The organism is Pannonibacter sp. CBAS1226, from assembly GCF_055685825.1.
This window is the reverse complement of record NZ_JBVOUO010000008.1, coordinates 202,266-223,428: the sequence shown is the minus strand read 5'-3', so window position 1 is coordinate 223,428 and position 21,163 is coordinate 202,266. Positions and strand designations below refer to the sequence as shown.

Sequence of the window (21,163 nt, the reverse complement as noted above, 5' to 3'; positions counted from 1 at the left end):
GGCCGGCAGCCCGGTTCAAACACTGCCGTCTGAGAGGTGCCCGCGGCCCTTGCCGTCTCACGTCCAGGGTATTTCGCGGACGTGAGCGCGGTCTGGTGAGACGGCGCGCCGGGGGGGCTGCCTCAGTCCTTGCTGCCGCTGATCGCGTCGAGCTTTTTCTGCATGGCGGCCAGCTGCTTCTTCATGTCGTCCAGATCCGATCCGGAGGAGGCGGCCTGCTTTTCCGGTGCTGCGGCAGGGGCTGCAGCCGTGCCGGGGGCGGCGGCGCCGGGCAGCGAGAAGGGCATGAACATCTTCATCGCCCGCTCGAACATCTCGGTGTTCCGCTTGACCTGCTCTTCCATCATCTCGAAGGCGCTGGCGCCGAAGGCTTCGCTCATCTGGGCGCGCAGCTTGTCCTGCTCCTTGGTCAGGGAGGAGATCGAGAATTCCAGGTAGCTCGGCACCAGGCCTTGCATGCTGTCGCCGTAGAAGCGGATCAGTTGGCGTAGGAAGGTGATCGGCAGCAGATTCTGCCCGCCCTTGCCTTCCTGCTCGAAAATGATCTGGGTGAGGACGGAGCGGGTGATGTCTTCGCCGGTCTTGGCGTCAAAAACCACAAAATCCTCTTCGCCCTTCACCATCACGGCCAGATCCTCCAGCGTCACATAGGTGCTGGTGCCCGTGTTGTAGAGGCGGCGGTTGGCGTATTTCTTGATGATCGTGGGCTCGGTCGTCTTGGCCATCTCGTCTGTCGCTCCCGGTTGCCTTTCCTGCCTGCCCGGACATGCGGGGCCGGTGGCGGCAAGTTCCTCTTTTGCTGCAACATCTTCCCCGTGTTGCAGCGTCCTCCGCGACAAGACTATGCCAAAGCCGGGCACCCATGCCAGCCTTTTCCTGCTGCGGGGCGAAAGCGGGTGTGCGGTGCACGCTATACGGGTTGTTGCGGGCGCGAAGGGCGGTTGACTTGTCGCGTTTCACAGTCTCTAGTCTGACGGAGCGGGGAGTGTGGTCCTGTCAGAAAAAACAAGCGGCGGACCCGCCATATCCCGGGAGGAATCAGTTTCAGGAGGTCTTCATGAGCGCTTCTACAGACGTCGTTATTGTCAGTGCCACCCGCACGGCCGTGGGTTCATTCAACGGGTCTTTCGCCAATACACCGGCCCATGAGCTGGGTGCCACCGTCATCAAGGCAGCGCTGGCAAAGGCTGGCGTGGATGCCGCCGACGTCAACGAACTGATCTTCGGCCAGGTGCTCACCGCCGGTCAGGGCCAGAACCCGGCCCGTCAGGCCGCCATTGCCGCCGGCCTCTCCCAGGATTCCACCGCCTGGCTGCTCAACCAGGTCTGCGGCTCCGGCCTGCGCACGGTGGCCATTGCTGCCCAGCAGATCATGTGCGGCGACGCCAGCATCGTGATTGCAGGCGGCCAGGAAAACATGTCGCTCTCGCCGCACTGCGCTCCGATGCGCGCTGGCTACAAGATGGGCGACTACAAGATGATCGACACCATGATCAAGGACGGCCTGTGGGATGCCTTCAACGGCTACCACATGGGCCAGACGGCCGAAAACGTCGCCCAGAAGTGGCAGATCAGCCGTGACGAGCAGGACGCCTTCGCCCTCGCCTCGCAGAACAAGGCGGAAGCTGCCCAGAAGGCCGGCCGCTTCAAGGACGAGATCACGCCCGTCACCATCGCCGACCGCAAGGGCGACAAGGTGATCGAGGATGACGAATACATCCGCCATGGCGCGACGCTGGAGAGCATGTCCAAGCTGCGCCCGGCCTTCAACAAGGAAGGCTCCGTCACCGCAGGCAATGCCTCGGGCATCAATGACGGCGCTGCGGCGCTGGTGGTGATGAGCGCGGCCGAAGCTGCCCGCCGCGGCCTTACCCCGCTCGCCCGCATTGCGTCGTGGGCAACGGCAGGCGTTGATCCGGCTGTCATGGGCTCCGGCCCGATCCCGGCCTCGCGCAAGGCGCTGGAGAAAGCCGGCTGGAGCGTTGCCGACCTCGATCTGGTGGAAGCCAACGAAGCCTTCGCGGCGCAGGCCTGTGCCGTCAACAAGGACATGGGCTGGAACCCGGACATCGTCAACGTCAACGGCGGTGCCATCGCCATCGGTCACCCGATCGGTGCATCGGGTGCGCGCGTTCTCGTCACGCTGCTGCACGAAATGGGCCGCCGCGACGCCAAGAAAGGCCTTGCGACGCTCTGCATCGGCGGCGGCATGGGCGTGGCGCTCTGCGTCGAGCGCTAAGCCTTTGCTGTGAAGCGGGCCGCAAGAGCCTGCATGTCCAGTTTCTTCCCGGCGGGCTATCTGCCGGGAAGTTCAATCGGGAACAGGGCTGAAGAAACAGGCCCGTAGTCTGGGGAGAGATGAATGAGCAAGGTTGCGTTGGTCACCGGTGGCACCCGCGGTATCGGTGAGGCCATTTCTCTGGGTTTGAAGGCCGCCGGTTACACGGTTGCCGCCACCTATGCCGGCAACACGGAAAAGGCCGAAGCCTTCAAGGCGGCCACGGGCATTCACGTCTACAAGTGGGACGTGGCCAATGAGCAGGAATGCGCCGAAGGCATTGCCAAGGTGGAAGCAGAGCTCGGCCCGGTCGAGATCCTCGTGAACAACGCCGGGATCACCCGTGACGGCATGTTCCACAAGATGACGTTCGACCAGTGGCGCGCGGTGATGTCCACCAACCTCGACAGCATGTTCACCATGACCCGTCCGGTCATCGAGGGCATGCGCAACCGGGGCTGGGGCCGCATCATCAACATTTCCTCGATCAACGGCCAGAAGGGCCAGATGGGCCAGGCCAACTACTCCGCCGCCAAGGCCGGTGTGATCGGCTTCAGCAAGGCGCTGGCGCAGGAAAATGCCTTCAAGGGCATCACCGTCAACACGGTCTGCCCGGGCTACATCAACACGGACATGGTTGCCGCCATGCCGGAAAAGGTGCTGCAGCAGATCGTCGCCGGCATCCCGGTCGGCCGTCTCGGCCACCCGGAGGAAATCGCCCAGACGGTGGTCTATCTCGCTTCCGACGCGGCTGCCTTCATGACCGGCGCGGTGATGACCATCAACGGCGGCCAGTACATCGCCAACGGCTGATAGAGCGTGATGTTTTGATTGAGCCCCGCCGTGGCCCTGAAGGCTGCGGCGGGGTTTCTATTCCGAAACTCGATCGGCAGGGCGCTGTGCCCTTGACCTTGGGGTCCCGCTGTCCCTATCTGCAGGCAAGTGTTGCTCGAGCCCGTGCGGCGCCGGAGCAATTTCAAGGCGTGATACGTCAGCATCGTAAAGCCTTGGCACAATGACAGCCTGCGGCTGGTGGAGTGAACATGGAATTTGAACGGGCCCCGAACGACCCTGCACACAAGGACATGGCGCCGCTGCTGAAGCTGGCGCTGGAACTGGGGCCGCTGGCGGTCTTCTTCCTGTTCAACACGCGCGGCGAGCAGATCGCGGCGGCCTTTCCGGCGCTCAGCGTCTTTGGCGCGCCGATCTTTCTGGCGACCGCCGCCTTCATGGTGGCCATTGCCATTTCGCTGGCTGTGTCGCTCTATCTGACGCGGCGCCTGCCGGTCATGCCGCTCGTCTCCGGCATCATCGTTTTCGTCTTTGGTGCGCTGACCCTGTGGCTGCATGATGATCTCTTCATCAAGCTGAAGCCGACGATCATCAATACCCTGTTCGGCGTCATCCTGCTGGGCGGGCTTTTCTTCGGCAAATCGCTGCTGGGTTATGTCTTCGACAGCGCCTTCCGCCTGACGGACGAGGGCTGGCGCATTCTCACCCTGCGTTGGGGGCTGTTCTTTCTGGCGCTGGCGGTGCTGAATGAAGTGATCTGGCGCAATTTCTCGACGGATTTCTGGGTCAGCTTCAAGGTGTTCGGCATGATGCCGATCACGCTGATCTTCACCATGACCCAGCTGCCGCTGATCCAGCGCCATGCCTTGCCCGAAGAGGGCAGCGGCAAGACGGACGCCTGACAGCCAGTCCGGAGCGCGTGCTGGCGGTTTATGCCAAGGCTCTGAGATGCTGACGCATCACGCCTTGAAAATGCTCAAACGCCGCACGGGCTTCACCAATGCTCGATAAGTCAAGCTCATCGAGCGTTGGTGTTAGTCCCGCCCGTCGAGGCTGATGTCCCGGCGGGCGCCGGTGAGACTGACCGTGAAGCCTGCAATCACGTCGATCATCGCGATCACCGTCAGGATGAAGAAAACCGAGCTGGCGGCCTGCGGCACGGTCAGGAACTCCACCAGATAGACGGCAAAGACCATCATCGACAGGATGTGGTCGGAGAGGGCTGCCGTGCCGGTACGGGTGGCCTTGAGGATTTCAAGGAACAGCACCACCAGCCCGCAGAGGATCATCAGGTCGCCCGAGACCAGCGAGAACCTTGCGCCCGATACCAGCTCCAGCGTCAGCATCGGCTGGAACCACGGATCCCCGGCAGGGCTTCCGAAGAAGCCGAAGGCGGTCAGATTGTAAAGCGCGAGGGGGATGAGCGTCAGGGGAAGGGACAGGAACCTGGACATGCGCCTCTCCTTGGAGACTCGATTCTGCAGTGATGCAGCCTGTCTTATACCAACTCTTTCGCTGCCGGCGCATCATGCCTTGCACTTGCGCAGGTGCTGCACCGGCCTGATCCGCTCTCCGGTGCACACGAAAAAGGCCGGTGTTGCCACCAGCCTTGATCTTGAGATCGCAGTCGCGATCCTTGCCTCAGACGTCGGCCTTCGGCTGCAGGATCTGACGGCCCCGGTACATGCCGGTCTTCAGGTCAACGTGATGCGGGCGGCGCAGTTCGCCCGAATCCTTGTCCTCGACGTAGGTCGGCTGCTTCAGGGCGTCCGCGGAACGGCGAAAACCGCGCTTCATGCGCGAGGTTTTTCTCTTCGGAACGGCCATTTTTTTGTTCTCCGTGGTCCATAGTCAGCGCGGCCCGGACCGGGATTGCCCGGGGCGTGGCATCACGCAGCGTGTAAGAATGGGCGGGGTTATACAGGCAACTGAAAGCTTTTGCCAGTCCATAACAGAATTTTTCTTCACCGCCTCAGCGGCTGGCCAGAACGCAGCCGAAAATGTTGCCCGCGTTCGCGATCCGGCGCTGATTCGTGTCGGCCAAGCGGGCGTGTCCCCGGCCGGGTCTGGCGGGATTCCTGAGGATCGGATTGGGCAGGGCCGTGGCAAGGCGCGAGGCCTCGGCCTGCGTCAGGTCTGCGGCTGACTTGCCGAACCAGGCCTGCGCCGCCGCTTCCGCCCCGAAGATGCCTTCGCCCCATTCGGCGACATTGAGATAAAGCTCCATGATCCGGCGCTTGGTCAGGATCTGGTCGATCATCAGCGCGGTGGGCAGTTCCAGCCCTTTGCGGATGAAGCTGCGGTCGCCCCAGAGAAACAGGTTCTTGGCCAGCTGCATGGTGATGGTGGAGGCCCCGCGTGCTTCCTGGCCGGCATTGAGCTTCTGGATCTGCCCATGCAGGGCATCCCAGTCCACGCCCCGGTGCTCGCAGAAGCGGGCGTCCTCGGAGGTGATCACAGCCCGCACCAGATGCGGGGAAATCTGATCGAGAGACCGCCATTGCCGGTCCACCCAGAGGCCTTGCGCATAGCGGCCGATCATCAGCGTGCTGATCGGGGGTACGACGGAATAAATGACTGTCAGCAGCGGCGGCGCCAGGACAAGCAGCAACAGCGTCCAGACGATGATCCGGGTGATCTTCAGGCTGTGTCTTGTCCGGTTGCGCGGCATTCTTGCGGCCTCATCCCCATCGCTGGTTCCGGGCGCGTCTGTCTCGCGCGCACCCGTGTCCAGCGTGCCCGGATGCCGCGTTTCCGGCGGACTGGTCGTGCTGCCTGGCAAGCCATCTTCCTGGGCCAAAGGAACGCTGCTCCTCACCATTGCGGCGGGTGCATGCCGCCTCGTGCCTTCCTGCCGTTTCTACATGCGGTTGGGTCCTGCGTCAAAGCCGGGCGGAAGATGTGCAAGCCGTCTTGACGGCGGACCGGTTTCGGGTGACGAGGGCATCCGGTTGGAGCCTTGCGTGAAGGGCAGATGCAATGACGTGGCTTGAGGACAGCCTGCGCCAGATGGTGCAGCAGATGGATGCGGTTCTGGGCAAGGTGCTGTCGGACGCACCGCGGCCGGGCGAGGTTCTGCGGCCGGAGCGCCTGCTTGCGGCCATGCGCCATGGCTCGCTCAACGGAGGCAAGCGTCTGCGTCCGCTGCTGGTTGCCGAAACCGCCGCTGCCTTCGGCCGCAGGGACGAGGGCGTTCTACTGGCGGCTGCCGCGCTGGAATGCGTCCATTGCTATTCACTGGTGCATGACGATCTTCCGGCGATGGATGATGACGACCTGCGCCGGGGCCAGCCGACCGTTCACAAGGCCTTTGACGAGGCAACCGCCATTCTGGCGGGCGATGCGCTGCTGACCCTGGCCTTTGATCTGATCGCGGAGCCGGAGGTCCATGCCGACCCGGCCGTGCGGCTGCAGCTGTCGCAGGAACTCGCGCGCGCGTCCGGTGTTGGCGGCATGGCGGGCGGGCAAATGCTGGATCTGGCGGCAGAGCACCGGCAGTTGTCCGAAGACGAGATCCGCACCCTGCAGGCGATGAAGACCGGCGCGCTGCTGCGCTATGCCTGCCGTGCCGGTGCCATTCTGGCCGGGGCTGCCCCTGACGATATGGCGCGCATGACCCGGTTCGGGGAGATCATCGGCCTGGCCTTCCAGCTGGCGGATGATCTTCTGGACCTGGAGGCCTCGCCGGAGGTGATGGGCAAGGCGACGGGCAAGGATGCCGAGGCGGGCAAGGCGACACTGGTCAGCCTCTACGGGCCCGAACGCACCCGTGCCATTCTCAAAGGCCTTGTCGCCGAGGCGGAGCAGCTGGTGGCGGGCGCCGGCGAGGGCGGCAGGCGTCTGGCGGAAATCGCAGCTTTCGTCGCCTTCCGCGACCGCTGATCGTCAGGCCTGAGCCGTGCCCGGCCCCCGCAGGTTGCGGGACCTCAGCTTGAGGCCGTTTTGGGGCAGGCTTTTGGGCCTGGCGTGGCGCTGGGGGCCGTATCCTGACCCGTGTTCATCGCCTTGGCCATGTCCCGCAGCATCACACCGGGAATTTCCGCTGCGGTGACGGGCTTGCCGAACAGGTAGCCCTGCACATTGTCGATCTCCAGATCCCGGATGACACGGGCCTGAAACACGGTCTCGATGCCTTCGATCGTCACTTGCATCTTCAACGCCCGGCCAAGGGCCACGATGGCCTTGAGGATCTGCTGGATGGTCTCGCCCGAATGGGAATAGGCCTCCATGAAGCTGCGGTCGATCTTGAGTTTGTCGAAGGGGAAGCGCCACAGATAGCTGAGGCTGGAATATCCGGTGCCGAAATCATCCATGACGATGCTGACACCGAGCGCTTTCAGATCGGTCAGCTGCTGCAGGATGGCGCCGGTGTCTTGCAGCAGGATGCCTTCGGTGATTTCCAGTTCCAGCCGGCTGGCCTGAAGCCCGGAGGCCTGAAGAGCGTCAGCCACCTTCTGCGGCAGGTTGCCAGAGGCAAACTGGGTGGGAGACAGGTTCACGGCGACGGCAATGTCACCGCCCCAGCCCACCGCTGCTCCGCAGGCCTGCCGCAGGGCCCACTCGCCAAACTCCGGCAGCAGGCCCAGTTCTTCTGCAACGGGAATGAAGAGTGCAGGCGAGACAGGGGCGCCGCTCCCGTCGCTCATCCGCATCAGGGCTTCAAAGCCTGAGATCCGGTTCTGCGACAGACTGAGGATCGGCTGGAAATTGAGGCTGAGGAGATTGTTCTGGATTGCGGAGCGCAACAGCTGCTCCAGCTGGCGGCGGCTGTTCAGCTCCTCTTCCATCGTGTCGCTGAAGAAGCCCGAGCCACGGCTGTCGGTGGACTTGACGAACTGCAGCGCCATGCTTGCCTTTGTCATCAGCTCATTGGCAACAGTCGTGTCCGCCGGGGCGAGGCTGGTTCCGGCGCTGACAGAGATCTGAACTTCACGGCCCTCCAGGGCGTAAACTTCAGAAAGCTGTTCAACGAGCCGCGCGGCCATGGCCTCTGCCTGTTGCGCCGACGTGATGCCGCATTGGGCCACGATCAGTTCATCACCGCCCAGACGGGCAACGAAGTCGCCCGGCCGCACCATTTCGCTCAGGCGCAGCGCCACCAGCCGGATCAGCCCATCGGCGCCATCTTCCCCCAGTTCGTCGTTGATCCGCTTGAACCGGTCGATGTCGAGATGATGCAGCGCGATTGAACGGCCCCGGTCCAGTTCCGACAAGGCTGTTTCCAGGCGGGCCTGGAAGGCCGTGCGGTTCAACAACCCGGTCAGCCGGTCGTGGCTGGCCAGGAATTCGGCCCGTTCTTCCGAGGCATTGCGGGCGCGCACCGCAGTCATGATCCAGGAAAAGCAGATGGCAAAGGCCAGCCCCAGCAGGCATGCCAGCACGAGGCTTGCAAGGATCAGATCCTTGCGGAAGCCTGCCGCCAGTTCGGATTCGTCGATGACTGTCTCAAGCAATGCAACCGTCCGGCCTTCCTGCTGAACGGGCAAGGTCGTTACCGCCGTGATCGATATCCGGCCTGCCAGCAAATTTCTTTCGACCGTTGTGTGAAGACGGTCCGGGGTATTGGCGGCCGTCAGCCGGGTCTCTGGCGCGGATGGGCCACGCAGAAGCTCGACCCGCCGGTCTTCGACCCGCAGGACAGGATCTCCATCCGGCGTTGCCAGAATGATACGTGTGGTCCGGCCGAGAGCCTGCATCAGCGCAAGGGCTTGAGTTTCCTGTTGTGAGGGTGCCGTGCCACTGACAATTCCGGCAAGATCAGGCAGCTTACCGGCCAGTGCTTCTGCAAGTGCTGCGCTCTGGATCCTGGCATCCTGCCGGACCCAGTGGCTGACCGCCGTTCCCAGCACAGACATCGCGATTGCGACAAAGATGAGTGCTATAAGTATAGACCCGCCAATCAGCTGAAAATCTGCAGATCTTTCCGGCTTTCTCATCATCACCCCCGCTCCACCCCGGAAGAAGCTAGACAGAAACTCCCTAATTTTCCCTATCCAGAGCGTGATGCCTAGAGTGGTAAATGCCGAGGCCTTCCTCTGCCCATGGTTGTAAAAAGTTAATGCTTTGTTAAGAATTGGATTGATACAATTCAAGATGGTTTCAGTTGCCGGGTTAGCGCAGATTTCTGCTGTTGCGCCGGAATTATGACTGGTCCTGCTTCCATCCTCCAGCCGCAGCCTTTGGATGAATGAACGCGGTTCCAAGGAGAAGACGCAATGCTTGCATCTCTCGCCGCCACTGCCAGCCCGGCGGCTGGGCTTTCTCAGCGGGCACCGTCCAGGCCTCAGTCCATGACGATCATGGAGCAAAAGGGCGGGACGTCCAGCAATGTGGCGCAAGGCCGTCTCGACAAGCAGGATGCAAAGCTCCTGTCGATCGCCAAGGATGGGATTCTTGGTGAGTTCTCCGAGGAATTCCTCAAGGAGGTCGAGGGCTCCCTGCAACTCGGCAACTCGCTGCAAGACGCCATGGCCAAGGCCAAGGACGACCAGCGTGCGGACAAGATCGCCCGATTGCAGCAGCGCATCGATGCCCTCAAGGAACGGCTGAAGTTTGCCAGCCCGGCGCAGGCCAAGGCCCTGATCCGCGAGTTGAAGAAACTGGGTCAGGATTTCAAACTGGCGGCCCAGTCGCTGTCGGATGGCGGCAGCAAGGCGGTGGCCGGACAGGCCACGGCCGGTTCTTCCATCACCCTGTCTGCATCCTCTTCTGAAGCTTCCTACTCCGAAGCATCGGCTTCAGCTGTCCTGCTGGAGGGCTCTGCCGCATTGGAAGTGGCGTCCGTTCTGACGGGAAAGCCCATAGAACAGAGTGCTTCTGCGAAGGCGCAATCCGGCACAGCTGCTGCAACCGGCAAACCGGCGGAGCAGGCAGATGCAGCATCCGGGCAGGACGCTCCGGCCACGGACAAGACCTCCGGCCCTGCCGCGGCTGGCCCGCAAGCCGCCGGGGAAGATTCTGCAGAAGATTCGGGAGAAGAGTCTGGCGCAGAACAGGAGCCCTCGGCCCGGCTTTTGCTGGAAGTGCGCGAGGCCATCGCCTCCTACAACAGCACGCAGGTGACGGTGAAGGCCTATGGCAGCGCCTATGACGGCAGCGCCCGCAAACAGGCCGACTATGACAAGCTGCGCGACATGGAAAAACAGATCGATCTTCTGGCGAAGCAGATCGAAGGCCTTGCCAACAAGAATGACAGGGAAGAGCGCAAGGAACTGGCCAAGGCCAAGCGCGAGATCGAGGAAGGCCGCAAGGCGCTGAACGAGTTCCGCGCGTCGCAGCTGCAGGAACAGGGCATGCCGGGCGTCGAGGGAAGCGCGGGCGGCCTTGCCAATCTCTTCCCCGGAATGGGCACACCTGCGGACAGTGCGATGCCGGCCGGAACGGTGGGCGTTTCGGTGTCCATCAACACGACGGCCGTCAGCCTGTCGTCCACATCCGTCAGCCTTGTGCTGCAGACGGATGTGACTGTCTGAGGAAGTGCCCTTAGACCAAGTCTGACGATGCTGACGCATCACGCCTTGAAATGCTCAAACGCCGCACGGGCTTGACCAAACCTGGATGAGACATCTCATCAAACCTTGGTCTTATTCGCCTGCGCCGGGGGCTGCGGCCTGACGGCCGAAGTCCGGCGCCGGGGTTTCCTGGCCGGCCTCGATGATCGAGCGGCGGATGCCGCGCGTGCGGGTGAACAGGTCGAACAGAGCCTGCCCGTCGCCCCAGCGGATCGCCCGCTGCAGGGCGGACAGATCCTCCGAAAACCGCGACAGCATTTCAAGGATTGCATCCTTGTTGTGCAGGCACACGTCGCGCCACATGGTCGGGTCGGACGCAGCCAGACGGGTGAAGTCGCGGAAGCCGGAAGCGGAATATTTGATCACTTCCGACTTGGTAACCGTCTGGAGATCATCGGCGGTGCCGACGATGTTGTAGGCGATGATATGCGGCAGGTGCGACACGATCGCGAGCACCAGGTCATGGTGCTGCGGGTCCATGGTGTCCACATTGGAGCCGCAGGCGGTCCAGAAGGCCGCGAGCTTTTCAATCGCCCCGGCATCCGTGTCCGGCATCGGCGTCAGAATGCACCAGCGGTTCTGGAACAGCGCGGCAAAGCCTGCATCCGGGCCGGAGTGCTCCGTACCTGCAATGGGGTGGCCGGGGATGAAATGCACACCCTCCGGCACATGCGGGGCCATCTGCGACACGACCGAGCCCTTGGTGGAGCCAACGTCCGTCAGGATCGCGCCCGGCTTCAGATGCGGCGCGATGGTTTTTGCCACCTCTTCCGAAGCGCCGACCGGCACGCTGACCACCACCAGATCCGCATCCTTCACCGCATCCGCTGCCGAGAGGCAGTATCGGTCCCCAAGCCCCAGCTCTTCCGCACGGGCCAGCGTCTGCGCCGAGCGGGTCGAGATGGTGATGGTCTCCGCCAGGCCCTTTTCGCGGATGACGCGGGCGAGGGAGGAGCCGATGAGGCCGATGCCGATCAGGGCAACGCGCTGAAAATGGGGATCTGACATGTCTCGTCTGGTGTCTTCAAATGGGTTTGGCCCGGCTGCCGCTGGGGCTGGGCCGGGCCATCAGGGGCTTGGCGCTTTCAGCGCGCCATGAAACCGGCAAGAGCGGCAACCACCGCCTTGTTGGCTTCCTCGGTGCCGATGGACAGGCGCAGCGCGCCCGGCAGGCCGTAATTGGCGACCATCCGCAGGATCAGGCCATGCTCCGACAGATAGGCATCTGCATCGGCGGCGCGCTTGCCGTCCTCATCCGGGAAGTGGATGAGCAGGAAGTTGCCGACGCTGGGCGTGGTCTTGAGGCCGAGCTTTTCGATCTCTGCCGCCGTCCAGGTCATCCAGGTCTCGTTGTGGGCGATGGCTGCGTCCACGAAGGAACGGTCGCGGATCGCGGCAATGCCGGCCGCCATGGCCGGTCCCGAGACGTTGAACGGCCCGCGGATGCGGTTCATGGCGTCGATCATCTCTGCCGGGCCGAAGCACCAGCCGAGGCGCAGGTTGGCGAGGCCGTAGATCTTGGAGAAGGTGCGCGTCATGATGACATTGTTCGAGGTCGCCACCAGTTCGATGCCGCTCTCGTAGTCATTGCGCCGCACATATTCCGCATAGGCCGCGTCCAGCACCAGCACCACATGGGAGGGCAGGCCCGCGTGCAGGCGGCGCACCTCGTCAAAGGGAATGTAGGTGCCAGTCGGATTGTTCGGGTTGGCGAGGAAGACCATCTTGGTCTTCTCCGTGACGCGGGCAAGGATCGCGTCCACATCCGTCGTCAGGTTCTTTTCCGGGGCGACAACGGGCGTTGCACCGGCAGCGCGGATGGCAATCGGATAGACGAGGAAGCCGAACTCGGAATAGATCGCCTCATCGCCCGGCGCCAGATAGGTGTTGGCGATGAGCGTCAGGATCTCGTCCGACCCGGCGCCGCAGATGATGCGCTCCGGATTGATGCCCACCACCTCGCCGATGGCGTCACGCAGGGCCGTGGACGCGCCATCCGGATAAAGCTCCAGCTTGGAGGCGACTTCCGCATAGGCCTTCTTTGCGGCTTCGCTGGCGCCCAGCGGGGATTCGTTCGAGGACAGCTTGTGCACCTTGCCGGTGCCCGAGGCCTTGGACTTGCCGGGAACGTAGGGGGCAATGTCGAGAATGCCTGCGCGCGGTTGGGGGCGGGATTTGCTGGCGCTGTCCATGGAAGTGTCTCTGTCTCTCGTGTGTTTGGCCGCTGTCTGTGAAAGGCCTGCGGGGCAGGATATCAGTCTGCGTCTTCGCTGAAATCGTCAAGCTCGTCCGCCTCGCCCTCATCGATGTCGATGGGAGCGGCATAGCCGCCGACGAAGCGCAGCACGTCTGGCTCGGCCCCGGCCTCGCGGCAGAGCGTCAGAACCTCGTCTTCGCTGATGTCGCCGGAGGCAGCCAGCAGGGCGTCAACGCCGTCAGCATGGCGGAAGAAACTCAGGATTTCGAGGCCCGAGTCCATCAGGCTGCCGGGCAGAACGCCGCGCCAGCGGGCATCATAGACCGCCGTGTCCGGCGTGCCGGAACCCGGAATGGGACGGCTGATGACCATGGAAGCCAGATCCGCCGGGCGCTCCTCGGCGACGAAGAAGGGCAGGCGGGCGATGATCTGCGCCCCGTCCTGTCCAAGACCGCGCCACCAGGGCAGTTCGGCCCGCTCGGTCAGGGCGATGACGCCAAGGTCCGAATGGGAGGCGGCAACCGTGCCGACCACATCGGCCGGATCGCCTGCCGTTTCCATCTCCACGGCAAAGCCGAAGTAGAAGCGCGCGGCATCGCGCATGGCGGCAATGTCGGCAGACCCGTCCAGATGCACTTGAAACTCGCCCTGAAGGCGGGTGCAGGCGGTGATGATCTCGCGCCACAGATGCTCGGCGCTGGTCAGCGGCAGGCTGCCTTCGTGCCGCTCGACCATGCGGCGCATCATGTCGGCTTCCCGGTCCGGGCGGAACATCACGCCATCTGCGCCGCTGGCGCGCTTGGCCGCAACGATGCCGTCGATGACGCGCACCCGCTCCATCAGCAGACGGTGCAGCTCGGCGTCGAGCACGTCGATGCGCTGGCGCAGGCTGTCGAGAGCGGTGCCTTGGGTGTGGTCACTGGCCATGGGCGGGAAATGCCTTCCTGAAACATGCGATGCATTCGGCGATAGTCATAGGCAGCAAGCGGGCGGAAAGCAAAAGAAAACGTTGACACCATGGCCCCGCGAACCCTAGCTAACAACCCCTTGAAGATGGTGGCGCGCTGTTGCCGCAGCGAGGCTTCCGCCGCCCGGCAGGGCAGGCCTCTCTCGGGAAAATGGCGCGTGAGAACGGCCCTTGAAGCGGCCAGTGAAAACGGGATGATGCGTCCGGCATGACCGATACACCTCAGACTTCGATCCCGCAGGACGGTGCAGCTGCCGGTGCTGCCGCCGTGGCCGCGAGCCTTGCCGATCTGGAAAAGGCACAGCGCCGGGAAATCGACACGCCCAGCAGCCAGTGCCTGCGTTTCGGGCCGGATCAGGCGCTGCCGCTGGATGCCGGCGGCACGCTGGCCAACTGGCAGATCGCCTATGAGACTTACGGCACGCTCAATGCGGACTGCAGCAACGCCATTCTCATCTGCCACGCGCTGACCGGTGACCAGTATGTCGCCTCGCGCAATCCGGTGACCGGCAAGCCCGGCTGGTGGACGATGCTGGTGGGTCCCGGCAAGCCGGTGGACACGGACCGCTTCTTCATCATCTGCGCCAATGTGCTGGGTGGCTGCATGGGCACCACGGGCCCGGCCTCCACCAATCCGGAAACCGGCCAGCCCTATGCGCTGACCATGCCGGTGGTGACCATCCGCGACATGGTGCGCGCGCAGGCCCGTCTGGTGGATCATCTGGGCATCGAAACCCTGTTTGCCGTGGTCGGCGGCTCCATGGGCGGCATGCAGGTGCTGCAATGGGCGGCGCTTTTCCCCGAGCGGGTCTTCTCCGCTGTGCCGATTGCCACCGGCGCCCGCCATTCTTCGCAGAACATCGCCTTCCACGAGGTGGGCCGTCAGGCCGTGATGGCCGATCCCGACTGGCGCGGCGGCAGCTACCTTGCTGATGGCACCCGCCCGAGCAAGGGGCTCGCCGTGGCGCGCATGGCCGCGCATATCACCTACATGTCCGACATGTCTCTGCATCAGAAATTCGGCCGTAACCTGCAGGACCGGGAAGCGCTGACCTTCGGCTTCGATGCGGATTTCCAGATCGAAAGCTACCTGCGCCATCAGGGCATGACCTTTGTCGACCGGTTCGATGCCAATTCCTATCTCTATGTGACAAGGGCGATGGATTACTTCGATCTGGCGGCCGAGCATGACGGCATTCTCAGCAAGGCCTTCCTGCACACGCCGACCCGCTTCTGCGTCATGTCCTTCACCTCGGACTGGCTGTTCCCGACATCGGAAAGCAAGGCGGTGGTGCGGGCGCTGAATGCGGCTGCGGCCAACGTCTCCTTCGTGGAGATCAGCAGCGATCGCGGCCATGATGCCTTCCTGCTGGATGAGCCGGAAATGTTCCGCACCGTGCGCGGCTTCCTGACGGGAGCAGCAGCGGCACGTGGCATTGCCGGACCGGGAGGAGCGTAAGATGGCAAACGGCAACACGGGCGGAACACTGAACCAGCCGCGCGGCGATCACCTCGTCATGTGCGACCTTGTGCCCGAGGGCGCGCGGGTGCTGGACGTGGGCTGTGAGGATGGGGCGCTGCTGCAGCTCCTGGCCGAGCGGCGGCGTGTCGACGGGCGCGGAATGGAATTGTCGCAGGGCGGCGTGAACAAGGCCGTGGCACGCGGGCTTTCCGTGGTGCAGGGCGATGCCGACACGGATCTTGCTGACTATCCGGACAATGCCTTCGATGTGGTGATCCTCAGCCAGACGCTGCAGGCCACCCGCGATCCGAAGGGCGTGATGGAGCAACTGCTGCGCATCGGCGGGCAGGTGGTCGTCTCGATCCCGAATTTTGCCTATTGGCGCAACCGCATGCAGCTTCTGCTGCGCGGGCGCATGCCGGTGACCAAGTATCTGTCCTACCAGTGGTATGACACGCCCAACATCCACTTCTGTTCCATCCGCGACTTCGTGGCGCTGGTGGAAGAGATGGATGCCACGGTGGTGAAGGCCGTTGCGCTCGACGGGCAGGGCGCGCGCATCACCTTCAATGCGCCCTGGTGGCTGTGGAATCTGGTGGGCGAGCAGGCGGTGTTCCTGCTGCGCCGCTGAGCTTCAGCGGGTGCGCGGCGGCGTTCTGTCGCGCCGGTGCGGGTTGAGGCCGGGGGTAACGCCGGCCTCCGGCACGAAGACGGGCCTCAGCACCCTGAGCACGCTGCGTTTGCCGCCATCGGCCTGGGCGGGCTTGTAGAGCCGTTTCTGCGCCTCGATCACCAGAAGACCTGCAAAGGCCGGCCAGAGCGCGCGGCCCACGGTTTCCCAGGTGCGGGCCGAGCGCAGGATGACCTTCGATTTCACCGGGGGAATGTAGAGCGTTTCTTCCTTCGAGATCACGTCGAACTGGCAGCTCTGCAGCAGCGCCTGGATCTGGCTCTTGGAGAAAGGGCGGCCATAGCCGAAGGGCGAGGTTTCCGCCCGTGCCCAGACACCGCGCCGGTTCGGCACGATGACGATCAGCTTGCCGCCCGGCACCAGCACGCGCCAGGCCTCGCGCAGCAGGGCGGCGGGATCGCCCGCCATGTCCAGCGCATGCACCATGATGGCGCGCTGGAAGAAACTGTCGGAAAAGGGCAGCTGATCCGCTTCCACCAGCACCGAGGCATTGGCCCGCTCGCGCGGCCAGTGGACGACGCCCTGCGCCGCCGGCATGGCCGCAACGCAGCGCTCCGCCTCATCCATGTAGGGGCGCAGGAATGGTCCCGCATAGCCGATGCCGAGCAGGCTTTCGCCTTTCGCGCTGGGCCAGAGAGAGCGCACGCGCGCGCCGATGAGGCTGCGCAGCAGGCGGCCAAGCGGCAGGTCGTAAAAGGTTCTGAGATCAGCAACGTCGAGATACATGGCCTGCCCGGTTCAATTCGGCGCGATTGAACCTTGCCTTGACCCAAGACGCAAGGGCTGATGACCCGATCGCCCTTGCCCCTGCCTGCGGCATTTGCCACTCTGCAGGCCGGATTCATCAACGGGAGAGACAAGATGGCGCGGCTTCAGATCAGGCAGTTTCCCTGCCTGTCCGACAATTACGGTGTGCTGGCACGCGATCCGGAGAGCGGATCGGTGATCGCCATCGATGTGCCGGATGCTGCGCCTTATCTGGCGGAACTGGCCGAAACCGGCTGGCGCCTCACGCATATTCTCATCACCCATCATCACTGGGACCATGTGCAGGGGCTGGTGCCGCTGAAGGAAGCCACGGGCGCGCGGGTCATTGGCCCCGGCCTGTCGCGCGACAAGATTTCCGGTCTCGATGAAGTGGTGGAAGACGGCGACATCTTCCACATCGCCGAGCTGAAGGTGGAGGCCATCTCGACGCCGGGCCATACGCTGGACCAGATCTCCTGGTGGTTCGAACAGGCGGGGGTCATCCACACGGGCGACACCCTGTTCTCGCTGGGCTGCGGGCGCGTCTTCGAGGGCGACATGGAAATGATGTGGGCCTCGCTCGACAAGCTGAACCGCCGCCTGCCGGATGATGCGGTTGTCTACTGCGGCCACGAGTATACTCTGTCCAATGCCCGTTTCGCGCTGAGTGTTGATCCGGATAACGCTGCGCTCAAGGAAAGGGTAGCAGAGGTCGAGCGGCTGCGGGCGGAGCACATGGCCACCCTGCCCACCACGATGGGGCGGGAGCGGGCCACCAATCCGTTCCTGCGGGCGGGTGATCCGGCCCTCGCCGCAGCCCTCGGCATGGCAGGGGCCAGCCCTGCCGAAGTCTTCGCGGAACTGCGGGGACGCAAGGACAGGTTCTGAGCCATGAGACCGCTGACCGGATTCACCGTCGCCGAAATCATCGAAACGCTGGGCATGCAGCCGCATCCCGAGGGCGGCTATTATGCCGAGACCTTCCGCGATCCGGTCTGTGATGCATCAGGCCGTCCGGCCTCGACGGCAATCTATTTCCTGCTGCCGGAGGGAGTCTTGTCGCGCTGGCACAAGGTGGATGCGGTGGAGGTGTGGCACTGGTACGGCGGCGCGCCGCTGGAGCTTCTGATCAGTGACGGAGAAGGGCCGGTTGAGCTTGTGACCCTCGGGTCCGATCTGGCCGCCGGGCAGCGCCCGCAGGCGGTGGTGCCGCGCCACGCCTGGCAGCAGGCGCAAAGCCTCGGTGACTTCACCCTCGTCGGCTGCACGGTCGCCCCCGGCTTCACCTTCGACGGCTTCGAAATGGCCCCGGAAGGCTGGCAGCCGTGAGGGGGTGACAGATTCTACATGCCGTTCCTTCCGGCATGAAGCCCCTCCATCGTCATCCCGGACGCGCCTTGCGCGATCCGGGACCGGTGAGCCAAGGCCTGTCGGCTCTGGCTCTTGGGACAACCAACTTACACCCCGGCTCACCGGTCCCGGATCTCCGCTTCGCTGCGTCCGGGATGACGATTGAGAGGGGGAGAAAAGTGGCGTGCCCGGCTCACACGCCCGCTTCAAAGGCCTCGACCAGATCGATGATCTGCGAGCCGTAGCGGTCGAGTTTCGACTGGCCGACGCCGGAGACGGCGAGCAGCGCATGGGAGGTCACGGGCCGGGCGATGGCGATGCCGGCAAGGGTCGCGTCCGGAAACACCACATAGGGCGGTACTTCGTTTTCCCGGGCGATCTGGGTGCGCAGGCGGCGCAGGCGCTCGAACAGCAGCCGGTCTTCCGGATCAAGATCATCGGCCAGACTGGCCGACCGTTCCCCGCGCGAGGCTCTGAGGCTGGCGGCGGCGCGGTCACGGCGCAGCAGCACCTTGCGCTCGTTGCGGAATACGGCGCGGCATTCGTCCGTCAGCACCAGCGCGCCGTAATTGGCATGATCGACGCCGACAAGGCCCATGGCGACCAGCTGGCGCGCCACCGACTGCCAGGTCTTGGGTGAAAGCTCCTTGCCGATGCCATAAACCGACAGCTTGTCGTGGCCGAAGCGGGAGATCTTGTCGTTTTCCTTGCCCAGCAGCACGTCGATCACATGGCCTGCGCCAAAGCGCTGGCCGGTGCGGTAGATGGCGGAGAGGAACTTGGCGGCAGCTTCCGTTCCATCCCAGGTTTCCACCGGTGACAGGCAGGTGTCGCAGTTGCCGCAAGGCTTGGGATAGGTCTCGCCGAAATGGGCCAGCAGCGCCTGACGGCGGCATCCGGCGGTTTCGCAGATGCCGACAAGGGCGTTGAGCTTGGCGGTTTCCGCCCGCTTCACCTCTTCCGGCGCTTCGCCTTCGGCAATCATGCGCCGGCGCTGCACCATGTCAGCCATGCCATAGGCCATCCAGGCTTCGGCCGGCGCGCCATCACGGCCGGCACGTCCGGTTTCCTGATAATAGGCCTCGACGGAAGACGGCAGGTCGAGATGGGCGACGAAACGCACATCCGGCTTGTCGATGCCCATGCCGAAAGCAACGGTCGCCACCAGCACGAGGTTTTCTTCCAGCAGGAAAGCGTCCTGATTGGCTTCGCGGATCTCCCGGTCGAGCCCCGCATGATAGGGCAGGGCGCGGATGCCCTTTTCGTTCAGCCAGCCGGCGATGTCCTCCACCTTGGCGCGGGACAGGCAATAGACGATGCCGCTCTCGCCCTTGTGGCGCTTGAGGAAATCCAGCAGCTGCTGGCGCTGGTTCACCCGCTCGACAATCTCGTAGCGGATGTTGGGCCGGTCGAAGGAAGTGGTGAAGACCTGCGCCGTCTCCAGCTTCAGGCGGACACGGATATCTTCCTGCGTATGCGGATCGGCGGTGGCGGTCAGGGCCACACGCGGCACGCCGGGATAGCGGTCCGCAAGGCTCGCCAGCTGCAGATATTCGGGCCGGAAATCATGCCCCCACTGGCTGACGCAATGGGCCTCGTCGATGGCAAAGAGCGAGATGGCCGCACCATCCAGGAGGCGGGAGAAACCGGCCGTCGCCACCCGTTCAGGCGTCACATAGAGGAAATCCAGCGTGCCGTTGCGCAGCTCTGCGGCAATGCGCGCCTGCTCCTCCGGCGGAACGGAGGAATTGAGCGCGGCTGCGCGTACGCCCGCACCCGTCAGCGCACCGACCTGATCCTTCATCAGCGCAATGAGGGGAGAGATCACCACACCCGTTCCGGGGCGGCAGAGCGCGGGAATCTGGAAGCACATGGATTTGCCGGCCCCCGTGGGGAACAGCACCACCGCATCGTCCCCGGCGATCAGCGTGTCCACCACCTCGCGCTGGCGGCCGCGGAAGCTCGGATAGCCGAACACATCCGCCAGAACCTGTGCAGGATCCTTCGCTGCGGGCCTTGCGGTGCCCTCAGACGCTGCTGTGTACTCTGTCCCGGCGAGACGAGGCTGTGCTTGCGGCATGAACAGGTGATTCCTTCGTCGCCGCACCATCCCCTATTCGCCCGCCCCGGGCAATGTCAGCCTGTGGATGACCTGTGCAAGACCGCGAGGTTTTTTGCAGCGGGAGGGGCTTCACAGGCTGAACCGCGCATCCGGGTCCTGCGCCAGCGTCTCGGCGCAGTGGATGCGGAGTTTGTTGGTGACTTCGGCAAGGTCGCCGTCCAGCTGGCCGGGTGCCAGCGGCTCGCCCACGTGGAAGCGGAAGTGCGCGCCCTTCTTGTTCAGAAGCTCGTTGAAGACGGTCATGTCGCGCAGTTCGATCGAGACCTTTGCAAGGAAGTAGAACAGGCGGGAGTTGCGCGCGCCCATGTGAATGGGAATGACCGGCACCTGATGGCGGCGGGCCAGAGCCAGTGCCGACGTCATCCACGGCCGCTCCGTCAGCTTGCCATCCTTCATGTAGGCAAGGCGGCCGGAGGGGAACAGCACCACGGCGCGGTTGCGCTCGAAGGCGGAGGCGGCGTTCTTCAGGGTTTCACGCGTTTTTTCGCGGGTCTTGAAGCCTGCGCGCCATTCCACCGGCACGATCATGTCGGCAAGGCGCGGGTTGACGCGCACCGCATCCCGGTTGGCGAAGATGGAAATGTCCCTGCGGCGGCTCTTCACCGCGTCATAGAGCGCCACACCATCGGCGATGCCTGTCGGGTGGTTGGAGACGAGGATACAGGGCCCTTCTGCCGGAATGCGGTCCAGTCCCTCAACGGTCAGCTTCACCTGCAACAGATTGGACAGATAAACGAAGACCTCTTCCGCCGGCAGGTTGGAGATGGCGTCTGCCATTTCCAGCGCATCGAAGTAGCGCAGCATGCGGTAGGCGAGGGGCCGGAACAGCGGCCACCAGGGGGCGGCCATCACGTGCTTGCCCCGTTCGGCAATCAGCACATCGACGATATGGCGGGCGGAGCCGCTGGTCTCATCTGTGTGGCTCTGTGTCAGGAGGGCCGAATCAGGGTGCTGGAAACGCGGCACGGGCACAATCCTCAAGGCGGGCGAAATATGCCCTTAACGGCCTGATGGTTACAGATCCAGACGGCAACCTGCAATGGCCA

Annotated in this window: 20 protein-coding genes; 9 read left to right on the top strand and 11 right to left on the bottom strand. The window is 63.9% G+C overall.

What is annotated here, in order from left to right:
* Positions 1 to 122: 122 nt before the first annotated feature.
* Positions 123 to 725, bottom strand: a complete 603-nt coding sequence (phaR, locus tag AC0CMF_RS20595; RefSeq protein ID WP_374629076.1) for a polyhydroxyalkanoate synthesis repressor PhaR — start codon at positions 723 to 725, stop codon at positions 123 to 125.
* 332 nt (positions 726 to 1,057) lie between these two features.
* Here phaR and AC0CMF_RS20590 point away from each other — a divergent pair, with 332 nt between their 5' ends.
* The 3 genes from AC0CMF_RS20590 to AC0CMF_RS20580 all read left to right on the top strand — a co-directional run bounded on the left by AC0CMF_RS20590 (position 1,058) and on the right by AC0CMF_RS20580 (position 3,972).
* Positions 1,058 to 2,239 carry an acetyl-CoA C-acetyltransferase gene (locus AC0CMF_RS20590; protein ID WP_019965308.1) on the top strand — a complete coding sequence of 394 codons (1,182 nt, stop codon included), beginning with the start codon at positions 1,058 to 1,060 and terminating at the stop codon, positions 2,237 to 2,239.
* 123 nt (positions 2,240 to 2,362) lie between these two features.
* Positions 2,363 to 3,091, top strand: a complete 729-nt coding sequence (gene phbB, locus AC0CMF_RS20585) for an acetoacetyl-CoA reductase (protein ID WP_058898531.1) — start codon at positions 2,363 to 2,365, stop codon at positions 3,089 to 3,091.
* Positions 3,092 to 3,321: 230 nt separating this feature from the next.
* Complete coding sequence (locus AC0CMF_RS20580) at positions 3,322 to 3,972, top strand: septation protein A (RefSeq protein WP_374629078.1); 651 nt, start codon at positions 3,322 to 3,324, stop codon at positions 3,970 to 3,972.
* Positions 3,973 to 4,104: 132 nt separating this feature from the next.
* Here the strand turns inward: AC0CMF_RS20580 and AC0CMF_RS20575 are convergent, their stop codons facing one another.
* From AC0CMF_RS20575 to mtgA, 3 genes are all read right to left on the bottom strand, one after another.
* On the bottom strand, positions 4,105 to 4,524 hold the full coding sequence (locus AC0CMF_RS20575; protein ID WP_050473865.1) for a hypothetical protein: 420 nt from the start codon (positions 4,522 to 4,524) through the stop codon (positions 4,105 to 4,107).
* Between the two features lie 187 nt (positions 4,525 to 4,711).
* A complete protein-coding gene (gene rpmF, locus AC0CMF_RS20570; protein ID WP_026355869.1) occupies positions 4,712 to 4,897 on the bottom strand; it encodes a 50S ribosomal protein L32 in 186 nt (61 codons plus the stop codon).
* Positions 4,898 to 5,042: 145 nt separating this feature from the next.
* Positions 5,043 to 5,741: a monofunctional biosynthetic peptidoglycan transglycosylase gene (gene mtgA, locus AC0CMF_RS20565; RefSeq protein ID WP_374629150.1), complete on the bottom strand. Its 699-nt coding sequence runs from the start codon at positions 5,739 to 5,741 to the stop codon at positions 5,043 to 5,045.
* 308 nt (positions 5,742 to 6,049) lie between these two features.
* On the opposite strand from mtgA, the gene AC0CMF_RS20560 reads away from it, so the two are divergent.
* Complete coding sequence (locus AC0CMF_RS20560; RefSeq protein ID WP_374629079.1) at positions 6,050 to 6,952, top strand: polyprenyl synthetase family protein; 903 nt, start codon at positions 6,050 to 6,052, stop codon at positions 6,950 to 6,952.
* Between the two features lie 44 nt (positions 6,953 to 6,996).
* Here the strand turns inward: AC0CMF_RS20560 and AC0CMF_RS20555 are convergent, their stop codons facing one another.
* Complete coding sequence (locus AC0CMF_RS20555; RefSeq protein WP_472482445.1) at positions 6,997 to 8,925, bottom strand: putative bifunctional diguanylate cyclase/phosphodiesterase; 1,929 nt, start codon at positions 8,923 to 8,925, stop codon at positions 6,997 to 6,999.
* 360 nt (positions 8,926 to 9,285) lie between these two features.
* Here AC0CMF_RS20555 and AC0CMF_RS20550 point away from each other — a divergent pair, with 360 nt between their 5' ends.
* The gene (locus AC0CMF_RS20550) at positions 9,286 to 10,542 is read left to right on the top strand and encodes a hypothetical protein (RefSeq protein ID WP_472482444.1); all 1,257 of its coding nucleotides are present in this window, start codon (positions 9,286 to 9,288) and stop codon (positions 10,540 to 10,542) included.
* Positions 10,543 to 10,653: 111 nt separating this feature from the next.
* On the opposite strand, the gene AC0CMF_RS20545 is transcribed toward AC0CMF_RS20550, so the two are convergent.
* From AC0CMF_RS20545 to pheA, 3 genes are all read right to left on the bottom strand, one after another.
* Positions 10,654 to 11,589, bottom strand: a complete 936-nt coding sequence (locus AC0CMF_RS20545) for a prephenate/arogenate dehydrogenase family protein (protein ID WP_186392371.1) — start codon at positions 11,587 to 11,589, stop codon at positions 10,654 to 10,656.
* A gap of 77 nt (positions 11,590 to 11,666) precedes the next feature.
* Entirely contained in the window at positions 11,667 to 12,773 is a 1,107-nt protein-coding gene (hisC, locus tag AC0CMF_RS20540) for a histidinol-phosphate transaminase (protein WP_123195350.1), read from the bottom strand.
* Positions 12,774 to 12,835: 62 nt separating this feature from the next.
* On the bottom strand, positions 12,836 to 13,705 hold the full coding sequence (pheA, locus tag AC0CMF_RS20535; RefSeq protein WP_019965321.1) for a chorismate mutase: 870 nt from the start codon (positions 13,703 to 13,705) through the stop codon (positions 12,836 to 12,838).
* A gap of 248 nt (positions 13,706 to 13,953) precedes the next feature.
* Here pheA and metX point away from each other — a divergent pair, with 248 nt between their 5' ends.
* Both metX and metW read left to right on the top strand, forming a co-directional pair.
* Positions 13,954 to 15,204: a homoserine O-acetyltransferase MetX gene (metX, locus tag AC0CMF_RS20530; protein ID WP_374629081.1), complete on the top strand. Its 1,251-nt coding sequence runs from the start codon at positions 13,954 to 13,956 to the stop codon at positions 15,202 to 15,204.
* 1 nt (position 15,205) lies between these two features.
* Positions 15,206 to 15,838: a methionine biosynthesis protein MetW gene (metW, locus tag AC0CMF_RS20525; RefSeq protein ID WP_058898539.1), complete on the top strand. Its 633-nt coding sequence runs from the start codon at positions 15,206 to 15,208 to the stop codon at positions 15,836 to 15,838.
* Positions 15,839 to 15,841: 3 nt separating this feature from the next.
* Here the strand turns inward: metW and AC0CMF_RS20520 are convergent, their stop codons facing one another.
* Positions 15,842 to 16,624 carry a class I SAM-dependent methyltransferase gene (locus tag AC0CMF_RS20520; RefSeq protein ID WP_374629082.1) on the bottom strand — a complete coding sequence of 261 codons (783 nt, stop codon included), beginning with the start codon at positions 16,622 to 16,624 and terminating at the stop codon, positions 15,842 to 15,844.
* Positions 16,625 to 16,759: 135 nt separating this feature from the next.
* Between AC0CMF_RS20520 and gloB the strand changes: the two genes are divergently transcribed.
* Together gloB and AC0CMF_RS20510 are read left to right on the top strand one after the other, a co-directional pair.
* Positions 16,760 to 17,533 carry a hydroxyacylglutathione hydrolase gene (gene gloB, locus AC0CMF_RS20515; protein WP_163001455.1) on the top strand — a complete coding sequence of 258 codons (774 nt, stop codon included), beginning with the start codon at positions 16,760 to 16,762 and terminating at the stop codon, positions 17,531 to 17,533.
* Between the two features lie 3 nt (positions 17,534 to 17,536).
* A complete protein-coding gene (locus tag AC0CMF_RS20510; protein ID WP_374629084.1) occupies positions 17,537 to 17,974 on the top strand; it encodes a cupin domain-containing protein in 438 nt (145 codons plus the stop codon).
* Between the two features lie 214 nt (positions 17,975 to 18,188).
* Here AC0CMF_RS20510 and recQ read toward each other — a convergent pair whose 3' ends face one another.
* Both recQ and AC0CMF_RS20500 read right to left on the bottom strand, forming a co-directional pair.
* Complete coding sequence (gene recQ / locus AC0CMF_RS20505; protein WP_374629085.1) at positions 18,189 to 20,075, bottom strand: DNA helicase RecQ; 1,887 nt, start codon at positions 20,073 to 20,075, stop codon at positions 18,189 to 18,191.
* A 111-nt stretch (positions 20,076 to 20,186) separates the two neighbouring features.
* A complete protein-coding gene (locus AC0CMF_RS20500) occupies positions 20,187 to 21,083 on the bottom strand; it encodes a GNAT family N-acetyltransferase (RefSeq protein ID WP_122522758.1) in 897 nt (298 codons plus the stop codon).
* Between the last annotated feature and the right edge of the window lie 80 nt (positions 21,084 to 21,163).